Source organism: Pseudomonas sp. GW822-FHT01E03 (genome assembly GCF_058802985.1).
The window spans coordinates 141,889-156,432 of sequence record NZ_JBXAOQ010000009.1 but is presented as its reverse complement, the minus strand read 5'-3'; the positions used below and the strand labels follow the sequence as shown (position 1 = coordinate 156,432).

Here is a 14,544-nt window from a genome sequence, read left to right as displayed (position 1 = left end):
ATGACTCGCAGGTCACGCTATTTTGCCGAATCAGCCCGGCAACGGGTCATTCGACCAACGACCAATCCAGTGCTGTTCCACGCTTGATGGCCTGACGGGCACGGCGTCCCAGGAGACTTTGCGCGTGTTTGGGCGCCAGCCCGAGACCCGGACGGATGGCTCTCAGATTTGTCCCGTCGAAGGGCTCGCCGGCCGCCATATCCCGGGTTACATACAACGATCTACGGTACACCAGGGATTGACGCTCAGCCTCGGTGACACCGTAATGCACCTGCCCCATGGCTTGCCAGGCGCGCTCGGTTTCAATCACCAGGCTGGCCAGTTCGGAAGGCTCCAGCGAGAAACTGGCGTCGACGCCACCGGCCGCACGGTCGAGGGTGAAATGCTTTTCCACCACCGTTGCCCCCAATGCCACCGCCGCCACGGACACACCGACCCCCATGGAGTGATCGGACAGCCCCACCTGGCAATCGAACAACTCGCGCAAATGCGCGATCGTGCGCAGGTTGCTGTTCGCGGGTGATGCCGGATAGGTGCTGGTGCATTTGAGCAGCACCAGATCCTTGCACCCGGCCTCGCGGGCGGCGCGCACGGTTTCATCGAGCTCGGCGATGCTGGCCATGCCGGTGGAAATGATCAGCGGCTTGCCCGTCGCGGCCACCCGGCGTATCAGCGGCAGGTCGGTGTTTTCGAAACTGGCGATCTTGTAGGCCGGCACGTCGAGGCTTTCGAGGAAGTCCACGGCGCTCTCATCGAATGGCGTAGAGAACGCCAGCAGGCCCAGCTCCCTGGCGCGAGCGAAAATCGGCGCATGCCATTCCCAGGGCGTGTATGCCTTCTCGTACAGCGCGTACAACGAACTACCGGCCCACAGGCTGTTGGGGTCCTTGATGAAAAACTCACCCTCGGCCAGGTCCAGGGTCATGGTGTCGGCGGTGTAGGTCTGCAGTTTCAACGCATGGGCACCGGCCTTGGCCGCGGCCTCGACGATTTGCAGCGCCACGTCCAGGGACTGGTTATGGTTGCCGCTCATCTCGGCAATGATCAATGGCGGCGCATCGGCACCGATCAGGCGCTCGCCAATCTTGAAGCTAGTCATCTGCGTGATCCTTCAATACGCGCGTGAACGCGCAGGCACTCTGGGTAAAACCGGCTTCGCGAAAGACATGCAGCGACGGCTGGTTAGCGGGTAATACCTGGGCGGTGAGCGACTCAAGTTCTGGCCAGCGGGCCTTCACAAAGGCTTCTCCACGGTCCAGCAGCGCCCTGCCCCAGCCCAGGCCGAACCGGCCTTCGAACAGATAAATCGACACTTCGGCGGTAAAGCCACGCACGTCATAACGCAGCACACCGACCGGACCGTCATCGGCCTCGGCTATCAGCAGCAGCCGCCGGGGATTGCTCAGGGTCGCCGTCAGCCAGTTTTGATGCGCGGGCCACTCGATCACTCCGGTCTCCAGCGACCAGTGGCGCACGGCCTCGGTGTTGCGCCCGTCGAACAACAGCTGCGCATCACCCAGGGTCGCCGGACGTACCCTCAGCACCGCGCCGGCCAGCGCAGCCGCCACTCGCTGCGCCCCCCGGCCATCGACCAGTTGTCGCGATTGCCGCGCCAGGCTCTGGCGCAGACCCTGGTTACCCGCGACAAAGCCGATGGCCAGGCGCAATTGCTCGACACTGACCTGCTCGCGCGCCCCCATGAACACATGGGCGCCCGCGGCCGCCATGACCTCGCCGTTGACCTGCTGGTTGTTCGATACGGCAATGCAAATCGTCGGCAGCCCCATGGCCGCCCGCTCCCAACTGGTGCCGCCTCCCGCCCCGACAAACAGGTCGGCCTCGGTCATCAATCGATAAAAGTCACTGACAAAACTGTGCAGGCGCCAATGCGGGCGACTCACCGCCAACGCCTGCATCTGCGCCCAGGCCGGATTATCTGCTCCGGCGACAAAATCGACTTCCAGCTCAGCAAAGTCTGCCAGCGCCAGCATCGCATGATGGGTCTGCATTGCCGCGTCGAAACCGCCGAAATTTACCAGCACACGCCGGGCCTGAGGCTTGATTTCGATGGCCGGGCAACGGAACTCGTCGCGCAGCATGGCAAACCTTGGGCCGAACAAGGTCCGGCAGCCTGGCGCCAGCAGCGACGCATAAGCCTCTGGCGTTCCCGAGAGATTCTGGTTCAGCAGCAAGTCGGCGCTGTAGGTCCGCGTGGCGAGGTCATCGACCACGGCGATCCGTGGCGCAAAGCGCCGGGCGGCCGTCTGCCAGTGATGATCGAGGCCGTAGTGGTCGACAATGATCCAGTCAAACGCCGGCTGGTGCTCCAGCAGCGGCTCGAGCGCGGCGATGTCCGTCTGCCATGGCAGCATGGACTCGATGGCTTGCTGCGGGTCTTCATCGCTGTAGCGCTCGGGCAGCGCGAAGGTTTCGAAACCTTCGGCCCGCAGTGCCTCCAGCCGATGCCCCGGTAACAGGCGACAGGCGAACGCCACATGACTGCCCTGCCTGCGCAACACCCGGGCCAGGCACAGGCAGCGCGCGATGTGGCCGCTGCCGATGGTTGGCGAGGCGTCAGAGCGAATCAGCACTCTCATTGCAGCTCACCCCCGGCCTTCAGCGCGGCATACAGGTATTCGGCGCGTTTCCAGTCCTGCGGTGTGTCGATGTCCTGCACCAGATGACGCGGCAGGATGACCGGCAGGCTGTACGGCGAATACAACACCTCGCCACGCAGCCAGGCATCGCTGCGGCCCCAGTAGAACTGTCCGGCATCCTGATAGGCGATCGACAAATCCTGGGAGCGGGTATCACGATACTGCGGATACAGCGCCGTTAATGCCCCCTGATCATCAAGGGTCAGGGCTCGCTGGACCGGGAATCCGAAGTCGCACACCGAGAAGGCGAATGACTTGTCGGGATGCTGTTCCAGCAGGCTCAGCCCCTGGGCAAGAAATCGCGATTGCAACAAAGGCGCGGTCGCGTAGATACAACAGGCGCGATCAAACTCGTCCCCTTGTTCGCGCAAGGCTTGCAGGGCATGGGCGATCACCGCCGCAGTGCCCGTGAAGTCGTCGGCCAGCGCCGCCGGGCGCATGAAGGGCACCTGGGCGCCGCAGTCCCGCGCCAGCCCGGCGATTTCCTCGTCGTCGGTGCTGACCACCACCCGGGAAAACAACCCGGATTCCAAAGCGACCTGAATCGATCGGGCAATCATCGGCACACCGGCAAACGGCTTGAGATTCTTGCGGGGTATGCGTTTGCTGCCACCGCGGGCCGGAATAATGGCGACGTTGTTCAACGGCATTTTTCCAGGACAAACCAGGTGATGTCATCCACCGGGAATTGCCGATCGCGGTAGTAACCAAAACCGTAATCAACCAGTTGCAGGTCGTCATAGCGATCGAGCATTTCACCGGCGAAATCGCGTTTGAACAACTTGCCGCTGTTGCCGCGATACGGGACCTCGACCGGCGCCGGGTTGTAGTACTCGGCGATCAGTATGTAGCGCTGGCTCAGCTCATACAGTTGCGCGTACGCGGCCGGCAGCAACTCCGGCGCCAGGTGAATCAGAACGCCTTTGCTCAGGGTCAGGTCGAAGGTGCGTTCCCGTGGGAAGTCGAACAGCGAACCCTGCCAGATGTGTGCGATACCCAACGCCCGGGCCGCGGCACAAGCGCTGGCATTGATTTCCACGCCGAACAACTCGCAACGCGGCAACAGCTGGTGCAGTGCCTGCAGGTTGTTGCCGGCATTGGTGCCCAGTTCTACCAGGCTGTCGATGTGCCCGACCCGTGTCAGTGCCTTGGCGAACAACGCCAGGTTGGCCGCCACCAGCGGCTGCCCGACATTGCGCTCAACGTACTGGTTGCCGAATTCACCCTGCCAGAAGGTTTCCTGCACGGTCAGTTCACGCATCACACATTTCCCACCCGCCGCAATGGCTGGATTATTTCGATCAGCTGCCGCATCTGCTCGACCACGTAGTCCTGTTGTTCATCACTGAGCAAGGGATACAACGGCAGGCTGATGGCTTCGGCGTAGTAACGTTCTGCCTGCGGAAAATCACCTTCGGCGAACCCGAGATCACGATAGTAAGGCTGCAAATGCACGGGAATGTAGTGCAGGTTCACACCGACCCCGGCCTCTCGCAACCCCTCGAACACCTCACGATGAGTGAGACCGATCTGATCGAGTTGCAGCCGCACCACATACAGATGCCATGACGACTCGGCCTCGGGTTGTGCACCAGGCAAGGTCAGCGGCAAATACGCCAGCAAGCGGTCATAACGAGCCGCCAGTTCACGCCGGCGCTCGATGAACTCATCCAGTTTGTTCAACTGCGACAAACCAAGGGCCGCTTGCAGGTCGGTAATGCGGTAATTGAAGCCCAGCTCCACCTGCTCGTAGTACCAGGGGCCGTGGCTGGGTCCGGTCATCTGCTGCGGATCCCGGGTCATGCCGTGGCTGCGCAAGCGTTGCAGACGCTCGGCCAGTTCCGGGCTGTTGGTCATCACCATGCCACCTTCGGCGCTGGTGATGATCTTCACCGGATGAAAACTGAACACGGTCATCGCGGCAAACTCGCCACAACCCACCGGCCGCCCGGCGTAGGACGCACCAGCGGCATGGGCCGCGTCTTCGATCACAGTAACGCCATATCGCCTGGCCAGTGCGGCAATCCTGCGCATGTCGCAGCTCTGCCCGGAGAACGCCACCGCCACCAGCACTTTCGGCAGCCGGCCTTCACGCTCGGCCCGCTCCAGCTTGACGGCCAGCGCAGCGGCATCGAGATTCCAGGTCAGCGGGTCGATGTCGACAAAATCCACCTCGGCACCGCAGTAGCGAGCACAGTTGGCCGAGGCGAGAAAGGTGTTCGGTGTCGTCCACAGCCAATCGCCCGGGCCGAGCCCTGCCGCCAGGCAAGCGATGTGCAGGGCCGCCGTGGCATTGCACACCGCCACGGCAAAACCTGCCTCGCAGCGTTCGGCCATCGCTCGCTCAAAGCGCTCGATGGTCGGCCCCTGGGTCAGCCAGTCAGACTGCAATACACCGACCACGGCATCGATGTCCGCCTGATCAAGGCTTTGCCTAGCGTAAGGAATCATGCTGGCAACCAGACACGCACCAGCGCGTCCCGAATGATCCGACACCCGAACGAACCGGCCCCGCCTGCGATGAAAATCGATTTTCCGTTGAACATGCCTTGAATCCTTATACCTGTTCGCCAGGCCTAGCCGAGCATCTGCGCCCAGTTCACCGAAGCACTTTCGCCCAGGGCAAAGCCTTTGCCGCTCAAGGCCAGATTGGCGTTATAGGCCTGGTCCTGAGCAAAGGCTGGGGCCCACTTGTCACGCAGTGCATCGAGGGCTTGCGGCGCTTTTGGTACTTCACCCGAATGAATCACCTGTACCAGCGGCGTCCACACGGTGAGGTAACCGGCCTGACCGGCCCGCAGGCACAGGTCGACGTCGCTCAAGCCGTCGGCGAAGGTCACGCTGTCCAGACCGTCCAGCTCGTCGAACAACGCTTTACGCACCATCAGGCACACCATCGACACCGCCGAGTAGTTCTGCTCCAGCGCCAACCGGTGCAGGTAACCTTCGGCGTCGTGTTTTTCACCAACAAAGGCTGAACCCACACCACCGTTCATGCCGAGAATCAGACCGGCCTGAGTGACCTTGCCGTCGCGGTCGATCAACTTGGGACCGACCACGCCGACTTCCGGACGCTGGGCGTGATTGAGCAGCGACTCAAGCCAGTTCGGGTTGACCACTTCACTGTCGGCGGCCAACAGTATCAGGTACTCGCCCTGCGCCTGCTGGCTGGCCGCGTTGTACAACGCCGCATCGCTCATACGCTGATCGGTGCGCAGAACGGTGACTTTCGGATGCTGATAAGTACCGAGCCAGTCATTGACCTCGGCCGACTGATGCTGATTGATCGCAACCAACACTTCGTACTGGATGTAGCGGGTTCGCAGCAAGACCGCTTGCAGGCACTGCTGCAGGGCCGAAAGATTGTCCCCGGCCGGCACGATGATCGACACCAGCGGGCGTTCAGTGTGGCGGTAATCGATCTGCCAGGTGCCAGGTACCGTCGAAGTGATCTTGGCCTTGTAGCCGCGATTGCCCAGGTGGCGCAACAACGCCAGGCGCTCATCGGCGTTTTCTTCCAGTACCGGCGCCCGGGCAATCACCAGCGGCTCATCCAGGTGGGCCAGCCCGTTGAGGCCACCATTCTCGATGATGCGCAGCAGCAGGTCGAACTCAAGGGCCTTGCTGAAATCAGGCTGGTAGCCACCGACTTCAAGGAACACTTCCCGACGGATCAGCCAGTGACGCGCCATCAAGGCCGGCAGGCTTTGCAGCAGATCAAGATTGAAGCCAGGACGGAATACGTCCACCAGTGCGCCTTCGCTGGTGCGCTGGATTTCGTCGGTGGCGACGGCGCGGCAATCCGCGGCAGACAACAGTTCCAGGCTGGCGCGCAACAGCCCGCCGGCAGTGAACTCGTCGCCGGCTTCGGCCAGCATCAACCAGTCGCAAGGCGACTGACGAGCACCCTGGTTCAGCTTGTCGACGTAGTTGCTTTGGGTAACCCGGACAAAGTGCAGAGTGTTCTGCGCCGTGGTCGCGGCCGGTGCTTCACCGGTAGTGAAGACCACAATCCTGAACGCCTTGCTGTGACCTTCGAGCAGGCTGTCGAGAGAGACTTGCAGCTTGTCGATATCGTTATCCAGGTCGAGCAGGAAAATCCCGAACTGAGGACCACCGTCGTTGGCCGCAAGGTGTCGGGCGATCGACTCAGCCTCTTGTTCATCAGGCTGGCGGGGGGAGAGCCATTTGAGCAGTCGACCGGAGAGCATCTTGTCGAACGTCGCACGATTACCCTCAACCGACACCGCCTCCAGACGTGCAGCCCAATCGCCCAGGGTCTGCGCTTCTTCGTCTTCACCCAGCAGTTCCAGCTGGGCCACCAGACGCTTGACCACCGCGCGGTTGAAGATGTTGCTGTCGTGGGCTTGCCACAAACGGTCGACCACACTTTCCGGCGTGTCATTGTTGCGCGCCAGCATCAGGCTCTGCTGACGGGTCCAGATACCCTCCAGGCCTGCCAACTGAACGCGACCGGCCGGCATGGCGTGCAACAGGAACTCGAACTGGGTCAACTGATCGAAAAACGCCTGGTTGTAGAACGGCATTTCGACGTATTGCTTGGGGCCGAAACGGCGCACAGGGCCTTTCTCGACGCTCGTCCAGGCGGACTCGATAATCAGCTCGGTGGTCAGTGCGCGACCGGTGCGCAAGCTATCGGCCAAGGCCTCAAAGCTTTGCAGCGCGAACTGCCGGCCTTGCTCCGGGTCCTCGCTTTGAACTTGGGTCGGCAAGCCGAAGAGGAAAGCGGCAAAGGCTTCACGCTCGGCGACCGTCCTGGCATCCGTATGAGCCAGCGTGTGGAAGATTTCAGTGTTGTGATCCGAGTACCCGTAGTTCATTTCACGCACGACATACGGGATCGGCAGAATCCGCGCCTTGCCCCGCGCCAGCATGTAATAGGTGTGACCGATTTCCTGCCATTGGAAGGACGTATCCTGAGGCATCACCTGATACCAGTCACGTACCAGGTCGGTGCGCTGTACGGCATAGAAAGGTGGCAGGTACTGGTGCATGTAATCGAGCACACGCTCCTCGGCGTGCTCGGACGAATAGTCTTCGCAGACCTTCTTGTCCCGCCGGAAGTAGCTGACGCTGTTGGGTTGCGACAGATACATCATGCTGTAGCCGTGGCACAGGCCGTAATCGGGATTGGCCTGCATGAATGCCACGGCTGCGCGCAGGGCGTCGTGCACATGGAAGTCATCGTCGGCGGCGAACACCATGAACGGCGTGGTCACTTGTTCCACGCCAAAGGCCAGCTTGGCACGGACTCCCCAGTAGCCAAACTGCGGAACATGCTGGTAATCCACATTTTCAAACTGCCCGGCCAGGCTTGGCTGACCTTCAGTCGAAGAATCCAGCACCAGAATCCTGCAAGGCAAGCCGCTGTAGAAACGTGCGGCCCGGCGCAAAAATGCCGGCCGCTCGTGAGACATCAGCACCACGGTCAACTGTTCGTTGAGTGCCAACCCGTGTTCAGAATTGTTCTTGCCTTGCATACATTTCCCCACAACGGCGAATCGCCGAAAAAACCCAACGATGTCTTGTCGATTACCGCACGCGACGCAGATAGCCATCCGGCGCGACGGTGATCAGCAGCTTGCTGTGAATGGCCTGATCGATTTCAAAACCGCCGTTTTCTTCCAGGTAAGCCCATACCGCGGTCTTCGGGTTGTCGCCCTTGCCCCACGGACGGTCCGGGAACGCGTCTTCGGGCATGTCTTCAACCACGGTATCCATCACCACGCAGTAGCTGCCCACCGAGGTCATCGGCGCATAGGCCCGCAGCTCTTCCAGGACGTGCTCGTGGGTGTGGTTGGAGTCCAGCACCACCAGCACTTTCTTGCCTTCGACGCGCTGACGGACCTGCTCGACGATTGCCGGATCAATGCTCGAACCCTGGATCATCTGGATCCGTTTGCTCATCGGGTGCGCTTCGATTGCCTCACGGTTGTGCTGGCGGATATCGATGTCGACGCCCAGCACTTCGCCATGGCCGATCAGTTCGAGCATCGAGGCGTAAAACACCAGCGAGCCGCCGTGGGCAATACCGGTCTCGACAATGATGTCCGGCCGCAGCGCCCAGATGATCTCCTGCATGGCGACCATGTCCTGGGGAAACTGAATGATCGGGCGGCCCATCCAGCTGAAGTTGTAGGTGTACTTATGTTTGGCGGTCGTGCCAACCCAGTCCAGCGACGTGGCTTGCAACGCTTTGTCCTGTTGCAGGCCTTCGATGTTCTCTTTTACTTCTTCACGAAACTGCTCATGAGGATTCATTACAGACTCTCCGGAAATTGGTGCGGTGGTTAATTGAAAACCCGACCGTCTTGAAAGGAAGCAGGATTGGTCTTGATGGTCCTGGCGGGACTGCCCACCACAACCGCATAGTCTGGAACGTCTTTGGTCACCACGGCGCCTGCACCGATGGTGACCCAACGACCGATGCGCAATCGCGGCAGGATCGTGGCGTTGGTGCCGATGAAGGTGCCGTCGCCGATCTCGACGCAACCGGCAATGCAGACACCCGGCGCCATGAATACCGAATGGCCGATCTGTCCCTCATGCCCGACGACGCTGCCGGCGCTGATGCTGGTGTTATCACCGAGGCTGACTTGCGCCTGCATGATCACGCCCTCTTGCAGATAAGTGCCGACGCCCATGGTGATCATCGTCAAATCGATGCCCGGGTGGATGAAGTTGCCCAGGGTGCCGCCGGCCTCGACGATTTCGCAGGTGGTCCGGTAACGCAGCGCCGTGGTGCCAGTGATCAGATTGACAAAGCGTGTATCGGGGCCTTTCAGCTCGGCCACCTTGTCGGTACCACCCACCACCGGCACGCCATAAAACAGCGTGCCTTGCTTCGCCGGATCGTTATCGAGAAAGGCGAACTGCACGTCCGGCTGGCTGCGTTGCAGGGTGTGGATCATCCGTACCGCTTCAGGATTGGCCGCTCCCAGCAGGTAAACCTTCATAGCCGCGTCCTTTTGAGTACCAGCGCGCGCAGCACCTCGATGACCCGTTGCTGATCGTCATCGGTCATGTCGTGATAACTCGGCAGATTGATCGCGCGCTCCGGCAGCGCATGCGCCACGGGCGAGTCAGCAGTCAGTTCGCTGAACATCGGCAAGGACGACAGCGGCCAGAAGAACACCCGCGCATCGATATCGGCGGCCTGGAAGGCTGCAATCAACATGTCCCGCGTGATCCCCAGCTCGCGGTCAAAGACGACGGTGGGCATCCAGTAACCGTTGCGTGCGTGTTCGGGCTCAGGGTTCATGGACAGGCCCGGCAGCAGGGCCAGCGCCTGGGCATAGTTGGCGAAGATCGCGCGCTTGCGTTCGATCAGCTCGTCGATCCGTTCAACCTGCGCGCAACCGACGGCCGCCTGCAGGTTGCTCATTTTGTATTTGAAGCCCAGGAAATCCGGCCAGAACTGTTTGCTGCTGCCCGCTACCCGGCCATGGTTGGACAGGGTCAATACCCGGTCATACAGGGCCTTGTCCGACGTCACGAAGATCCCGCCTTCGCCGGTGGTCATGGTCTTGGTGCCGTGAAAGGAAAACGCACCGAACGCGCCCAGTGAACCCGCCGCCTGACCGCACCACTGCGAGCCGATCGCCTCGGCGGCGTCTTCGATGACCGGCAGGCCAAACTCACGACCGATGGCCAGCAGCGCATCCATGTCGCAGAGATTGCCGTAGAGGTGCACCGCCAGAATCGCCTTGGTCCGTGGGGTAATCGCCCGGCGAACCTGCTGCGGGTCAAGGCACCAACTGTCGGCCAGCACGTCGACGAACACCGGTGTCGCACCCAGATAGGTGATGGGCGCAGCCGAGGCGATCCAGTTGGTATCGGCGAGGATCACCTCATCGCCGGCACCGATGCCCAGCGCCGCCATGCCCATGTGCAGCGCGCCGGTGCAACTGGACGTTGCAATCGCGTAGGTCGCACCCACGTGCTCGGCAAAGGACTTTTCGAAGCGGGTCAGGTACTCGTAGCAGCGCTCTCCCCAACCATGGCGGACGGCATCGAGTACGTAGTCGGCTTCCAGCTCACCGACACTGGGTTTGGTGTAATGAATTCGGCTCATCGAATGATCAACTCGGGAATGGCAATGACAAAACGACCGTCCCATGCACGAATGCCGGCAAAGGCCTGGGTGATCTCATCCAGCAGGTTCCACGGCAGCACCAGCACGTAGTCCGGTTTTTCGATGTCGATTTGTGCCGGCGACACGATCGGAATGCGGCTACCGGGCAGGTACTTGCCTTGCTTGTGCGGGTTGGCATCGGCCACCCAGGCCAGCAGGTCCGGCTTGACCCCGGCGTAGTTGAGCAAGGTGTTGCCCTTGGCGGCGGCGCCGTAGCCGACCACGCGCTTGCCATCGGCCTTGGCCTGCAACAGGAAGCGCAGCAGGTCATGCTTGATGCGCTCGGCGGCGGGCGCCAGGGTCGCGTAGTACTCAGGGGTTTTCACCCCGGCGGCGAGTTCAGCCTGCAGCTGTTGCTGAACCGTCGGTTGCACTTCGCGACGCTCGCCGTCCAGCCGCTGGACGAAGACCCGCAGCGAGCCGCCATGGGTCGGGAGCTGACTGACGTCGAACACTTGCAGGCCGTTGCGCTCGCACAAGGTCTGCACAGCGGTCAGCGACAGGTAGGAATAATGCTCGTGGTACAGCGTGTCGAACTGCTGGCCGGCCATCAGGGTCAGCAACTGCGGGAATTCGAAAGTCGCCACACCCGTCGGCTTGAGCAAGGTCGCAAAGCCGCCGAGGAAATCGTTGATATCCGGGACGTGGGCCAACACGTTGTTGGCGGCCATCAGGTCGGCGCCCCAGCCTTCGCTTTTCAATTGCGCGGCGGTGTCGCGACCGAAAAACAGCTCACGAATCTCCAAGCCTTTTTCCCGCGCCGCTTGCGCGGTGCTGCGGGTCGGCTCGACGCCCAGGCAAGGGATGCCGCGCCCGGCCACGTACTGCAACAGGTAACCGTCGTTGGCCGCGACTTCCACCACACGGCTGTCGACGCTCAGGCCGAAGCGTTCGACCATCTCGGCCACATAACGCTCGGCATGGGCCAACCAGGTGCTGGAGAACGAACTGAAATAGGCGTACTCGGCATCAAACAGGCTGTCGGCGCTGGTGTAATCCTCGGTTTGCACCAGCCAGCACTGCTGGCACACGGCAACCTTCAACGGCACCCATTGTTCGGCCTGCTCCAGCTGATCGGCACGCACGTAAGCGTTGGACGGCGGCGAGGTGCCCAGGTCAATCAGCGGCAGGGCCAGCGCAGCGGCGCAACCACGGCAGTTCATAGACGCACTCCGGCAAAGTGTTCATCGAGCGCCGGATGGTTCGCATCGCGCACCGACAGATTATTGACAGGCAACGGCCAGGCAATCGCCAGCCGTGGATCGAGCACCGACAACCCGCCTTCATGTTCCGGCGTGTAGTCGTTGCTGTGCAGGTAAAGCAGCTCGGCATCGGCACTCAGGGTCTGGAAGCCATGAGCGAACCCGGCAGGAATCAACAGGCTGCGGCCATCGCCGGCACGCAGGTGTTCGGCGTGCCAGTGCAGGAAAGTCTCGGAGTCGGGACGCAGATCCACCGCGACATCCCAGACTTCACCACGCAGGCAGGTGATCAATTTGGCTTCCGGTGCACGGGCATTCTGGTAATGCAGGCCACGCACGCTGCCGCGTTCGCGGGTGCAGGAGTGATTGATCTGGCGGATATGAAACGCCTGGCCAAACGCACCGAGGCTGCCTTCGCAAAACAACCGGGAAAAGTGCCCGCGCTCGTCCTCGAAACGTTTGTGCTGCACGCTGAACAATCCGTTCAGCGGCAACGTCTTCAGCAGAAATTCACTCACAGCGTGCCTCGGTACAGGTTCAATTGCGCCAGGCTGACGGCGCGCATGTCATCGCCGTTCTGCCACGCCAAATGCCAATCCAGGGTCTGGGTCAGGCACTGCTGCAACGACCAGCGCGGTTGCCAGCCCAGCATTTGACGGGCGCGGCTGCTGTCCAGGCGCAACAGGCCGGCCTCATGCATATCGCTCGGTTCGATGCGTAGCCCGCGTGCTTGCGGCCAGCGGCTGGCGAGCAGTTCGACCACTTCACCGACGCTGCGCATGTCCGCTTCACCGGGGCCGAAATTCCACGCCCCGGCGAATTGCGGGCCCTGCTCAAACAGGCCGGCCGCCAGTTGCAGATAGCCGGCCAGCGGTTCCAGCGCGTGCTGCCATGGGCGCACCGCCTGGGGATAGCGCAAGGTCACGGGCTCATCCGCCGACCACGCCCGCAACACGTCGGGAATCAGCCGCTCCGGGGCAAAATCGCCACCACCGAGCACATTGCCGGCGCGGGCCGTGGCCAACGCCAGACCATGCTCGCCATGCTTTTGCGGCGCAAAGAACGAGGCGGCATAGGATTGCGCCAGCAATTCGCAGCACGCCTTGCTGCTGCTGTAGGGATCATGACCGCCCAACGCTTCGTTTTCGCGGTACGGCCACAGCCATTCCTGATTGGCGTAGACCTTGTCGGTGGTCACCAGCACGCAGGCGCGCACGCCGCCCACCTGACGGATCGCCTCGAGCAGGTTGAGCGTGCCCATGACGTTACTGGAGTACGTGCCCAACGGGTCGCGATAACCTTCGCGCACCAGCGGCTGGGCCGCCAGGTGCAGAACGATCTGCGGCTGGGTTTCGGCGATCAGTTCCAGCAAGGCCCCCAGATCACGCAGGTCGCCGCGCTGATCATTGATGCCTTCGTGAACCCGGGCCAGTTCGAACAGGCTCGGCTCGGTGGACGGGTCGAGGGAAAACCCGCTGACCTCGGCACCCAGGCTTTGCAGCCACAATGTCAGCCAACTGCCCTTGAACCCGGTGTGGCCGGTGACCAGCACGCGCTTGCCGCGCCAGAATTGCGGGCTCAGTCCCATTGCTTCCATGGGGCCTCCCCGCTCTGCCACAGCGCTTCGAGGTGATTCTTGTCGCGCAGGGTATCCATCGGTTGCCAGAAACCGTCGTGCTGGAACGCCATGAGTTCGCCGCGCTCGGCCAGGCCGTCCAGCGGGCCGGACTCCCACGAGGTTTCATCGCCGTCAATCAACGGCAGCACTTTGGGCGACAGGACAAAGAACCCGCCATTGATCCAGCCACCGTCGCCGCGAGGTTTTTCAGTGAAGCCCAAGACCTTGTCGCCATCGCGATTGAGGGCGCCGTAGCGACCTGGTGGCTGTACCGCGGTGACGGTCGCCAGCTTTCCGTGCTTGAGATGGAAACCCACCAACGCACCGATATTGAGGTCCGACACGCCGTCGCCATAGGTAAAACAGAAGGCCTTTTCGTCTTCGAGGTAGCGTCGGGCACGGCGCAACCGGCCTCCGGTCATGGTCTCTTCGCCGGTATCGATCAGCGTGACGCGCCATGGCTCGCTGTAGTTCTGGTGAACATCCATGCGGTTATTGCGCATGTCGAACGTGACGTCGGAGGTGTGCAGGAAGTAGTTGGCGAAGAAGTCCTTGATCGCATAGCCCTTGTAGCCAAGACAGATCACGAAATCGTGGATTCCGTGAGCGGAGTACTGCTTCATGATGTGCCAGAGAATTGGCTTGCCGCCGACCTCGATCATCGGCTTGGGCTTGAGGTGCGACTCCTCACTGATCCGCGTACCCAGGCCACCCGCCAAAATAACTGCCTTCATCCCCTTCCCTCTTGTTCGTCACAGGGCTCAGCCAAGCTGTATCAAGCTTTTGCGGGGCCATCTGGGTTAAACCTGCCGCCGTTCAGGACACGTCCGGACTCCCCGGAAGTGCTCGTTTTATGGCGATATAAGGGGGACTTGCAGGAAACGCGCCAGCTCTTTCAATCCGCTACCGGGC

At 61.7% G+C, this 14,544-nt stretch carries 13 protein-coding genes; all 13 read right to left on the bottom strand.

From position 1 onward, the window contains the following. Positions 1–46 precede the first annotated feature (46 nt). Complete coding sequence (gene pseI, locus AC1RP7_RS19160) at positions 47–1,099, bottom strand: pseudaminic acid synthase (RefSeq protein WP_057715898.1); 1,053 nt, start codon at positions 1,097–1,099, stop codon at positions 47–49. After that, positions 1,092–2,597 (bottom strand): UDP-2,4-diacetamido-2,4,6-trideoxy-beta-L-altropyranose hydrolase, encoded by a 1,506-nt coding sequence (gene pseG, locus AC1RP7_RS19155; protein WP_489340003.1) that lies wholly within the window; start codon positions 2,595–2,597, stop codon positions 1,092–1,094. The genes pseI and pseG overlap by 8 nt, the downstream gene beginning before the upstream one ends. Beyond that, a complete protein-coding gene (pseF, locus tag AC1RP7_RS19150; RefSeq protein ID WP_057716652.1) occupies positions 2,594–3,301 on the bottom strand; it encodes a pseudaminic acid cytidylyltransferase in 708 nt (235 codons plus the stop codon). The genes pseG and pseF overlap by 4 nt, the downstream gene beginning before the upstream one ends. Next, positions 3,298–3,918, bottom strand: coding sequence for a pseudaminic acid biosynthesis-associated methylase (locus AC1RP7_RS19145; protein ID WP_493181659.1), 621 nt, complete (start codon positions 3,916–3,918; stop codon positions 3,298–3,300). Before AC1RP7_RS19145 ends, pseF begins: the two co-directional genes overlap by 4 nt. Continuing rightward, the gene (gene pseC, locus AC1RP7_RS19140) at positions 3,918–5,108 is read right to left on the bottom strand and encodes a UDP-4-amino-4,6-dideoxy-N-acetyl-beta-L-altrosamine transaminase (protein WP_493181658.1); all 1,191 of its coding nucleotides are present in this window, start codon (positions 5,106–5,108) and stop codon (positions 3,918–3,920) included. The genes AC1RP7_RS19145 and pseC overlap by 1 nt, the downstream gene beginning before the upstream one ends. Positions 5,109–5,233: 125 nt before the next feature. Then, on the bottom strand, positions 5,234–8,158 hold the full coding sequence (locus AC1RP7_RS19135) for a TIGR00180 family glycosyltransferase (protein ID WP_493181656.1): 2,925 nt from the start codon (positions 8,156–8,158) through the stop codon (positions 5,234–5,236). Positions 8,159–8,210: 52 nt separating this feature from the next. Next, positions 8,211–8,939 carry a cephalosporin hydroxylase family protein gene (locus AC1RP7_RS19130; RefSeq protein WP_090453807.1) on the bottom strand — a complete coding sequence of 243 codons (729 nt, stop codon included), beginning with the start codon at positions 8,937–8,939 and terminating at the stop codon, positions 8,211–8,213. A gap of 29 nt (positions 8,940–8,968) precedes the next feature. Beyond that, entirely contained in the window at positions 8,969–9,634 is a 666-nt protein-coding gene (locus AC1RP7_RS19125) for an acetyltransferase (protein WP_057715904.1), read from the bottom strand. After that, on the bottom strand, positions 9,631–10,752 hold the full coding sequence (locus AC1RP7_RS19120) for a DegT/DnrJ/EryC1/StrS family aminotransferase (RefSeq protein ID WP_493181655.1): 1,122 nt from the start codon (positions 10,750–10,752) through the stop codon (positions 9,631–9,633). The genes AC1RP7_RS19125 and AC1RP7_RS19120 overlap by 4 nt, the downstream gene beginning before the upstream one ends. Further along, complete coding sequence (locus AC1RP7_RS19115) at positions 10,749–11,975, bottom strand: methyltransferase domain-containing protein (protein ID WP_493181653.1); 1,227 nt, start codon at positions 11,973–11,975, stop codon at positions 10,749–10,751. The genes AC1RP7_RS19120 and AC1RP7_RS19115 overlap by 4 nt, the downstream gene beginning before the upstream one ends. Next, positions 11,972–12,532 (bottom strand): dTDP-4-dehydrorhamnose 3,5-epimerase family protein, encoded by a 561-nt coding sequence (locus AC1RP7_RS19110; protein ID WP_493181651.1) that lies wholly within the window; start codon positions 12,530–12,532, stop codon positions 11,972–11,974. The genes AC1RP7_RS19115 and AC1RP7_RS19110 overlap by 4 nt, the downstream gene beginning before the upstream one ends. After that, positions 12,529–13,611 carry a CDP-glucose 4,6-dehydratase gene (gene rfbG / locus AC1RP7_RS19105; RefSeq protein ID WP_492624945.1) on the bottom strand — a complete coding sequence of 361 codons (1,083 nt, stop codon included), beginning with the start codon at positions 13,609–13,611 and terminating at the stop codon, positions 12,529–12,531. Before rfbG ends, AC1RP7_RS19110 begins: the two co-directional genes overlap by 4 nt. Next, positions 13,593–14,366, bottom strand: coding sequence for a glucose-1-phosphate cytidylyltransferase (rfbF, locus tag AC1RP7_RS19100; protein WP_493181649.1), 774 nt, complete (start codon positions 14,364–14,366; stop codon positions 13,593–13,595). The genes rfbG and rfbF overlap by 19 nt, the downstream gene beginning before the upstream one ends. Positions 14,367–14,544 lie beyond the last annotated feature (178 nt).

Bases quoted from the DNA above. Each gene is read 5' to 3' on its own strand.
- AC1RP7_RS19145 (WP_493181659.1), bottom strand. From the start codon at position 3,918: ATGCGTGAACTGACCGTGCAGGAAACCTTCTGGCAGGGTGAATTCGGC.
- rfbG (WP_492624945.1), bottom strand. From the start codon at position 13,611: ATGGAAGCAATGGGACTGAGCCCGCAATTCTGGCGCGGCAAGCGCGTG.
- AC1RP7_RS19120 (WP_493181655.1), bottom strand. From the start codon at position 10,752: ATGAGCCGAATTCATTACACCAAACCCAGTGTCGGTGAGCTGGAAGCC.
- pseG (WP_489340003.1), bottom strand. From the start codon at position 2,597: ATGAGAGTGCTGATTCGCTCTGACGCCTCGCCAACCATCGGCAGCGGC.
- AC1RP7_RS19130 (WP_090453807.1), bottom strand. From the start codon at position 8,939: ATGAATCCTCATGAGCAGTTTCGTGAAGAAGTAAAAGAGAACATCGAA.
- AC1RP7_RS19115 (WP_493181653.1), bottom strand. From the start codon at position 11,975: ATGAACTGCCGTGGTTGCGCCGCTGCGCTGGCCCTGCCGCTGATTGAC.
- AC1RP7_RS19135 (WP_493181656.1), bottom strand. From the start codon at position 8,158: ATGCAAGGCAAGAACAATTCTGAACACGGGTTGGCACTCAACGAACAG.
- rfbF (WP_493181649.1), bottom strand. From the start codon at position 14,366: ATGAAGGCAGTTATTTTGGCGGGTGGCCTGGGTACGCGGATCAGTGAG.
- pseI (WP_057715898.1), bottom strand. From the start codon at position 1,099: ATGACTAGCTTCAAGATTGGCGAGCGCCTGATCGGTGCCGATGCGCCG.
- AC1RP7_RS19125 (WP_057715904.1), bottom strand. From the start codon at position 9,634: ATGAAGGTTTACCTGCTGGGAGCGGCCAATCCTGAAGCGGTACGGATG.
- pseC (WP_493181658.1), bottom strand. From the start codon at position 5,108: ATGATTCCTTACGCTAGGCAAAGCCTTGATCAGGCGGACATCGATGCC.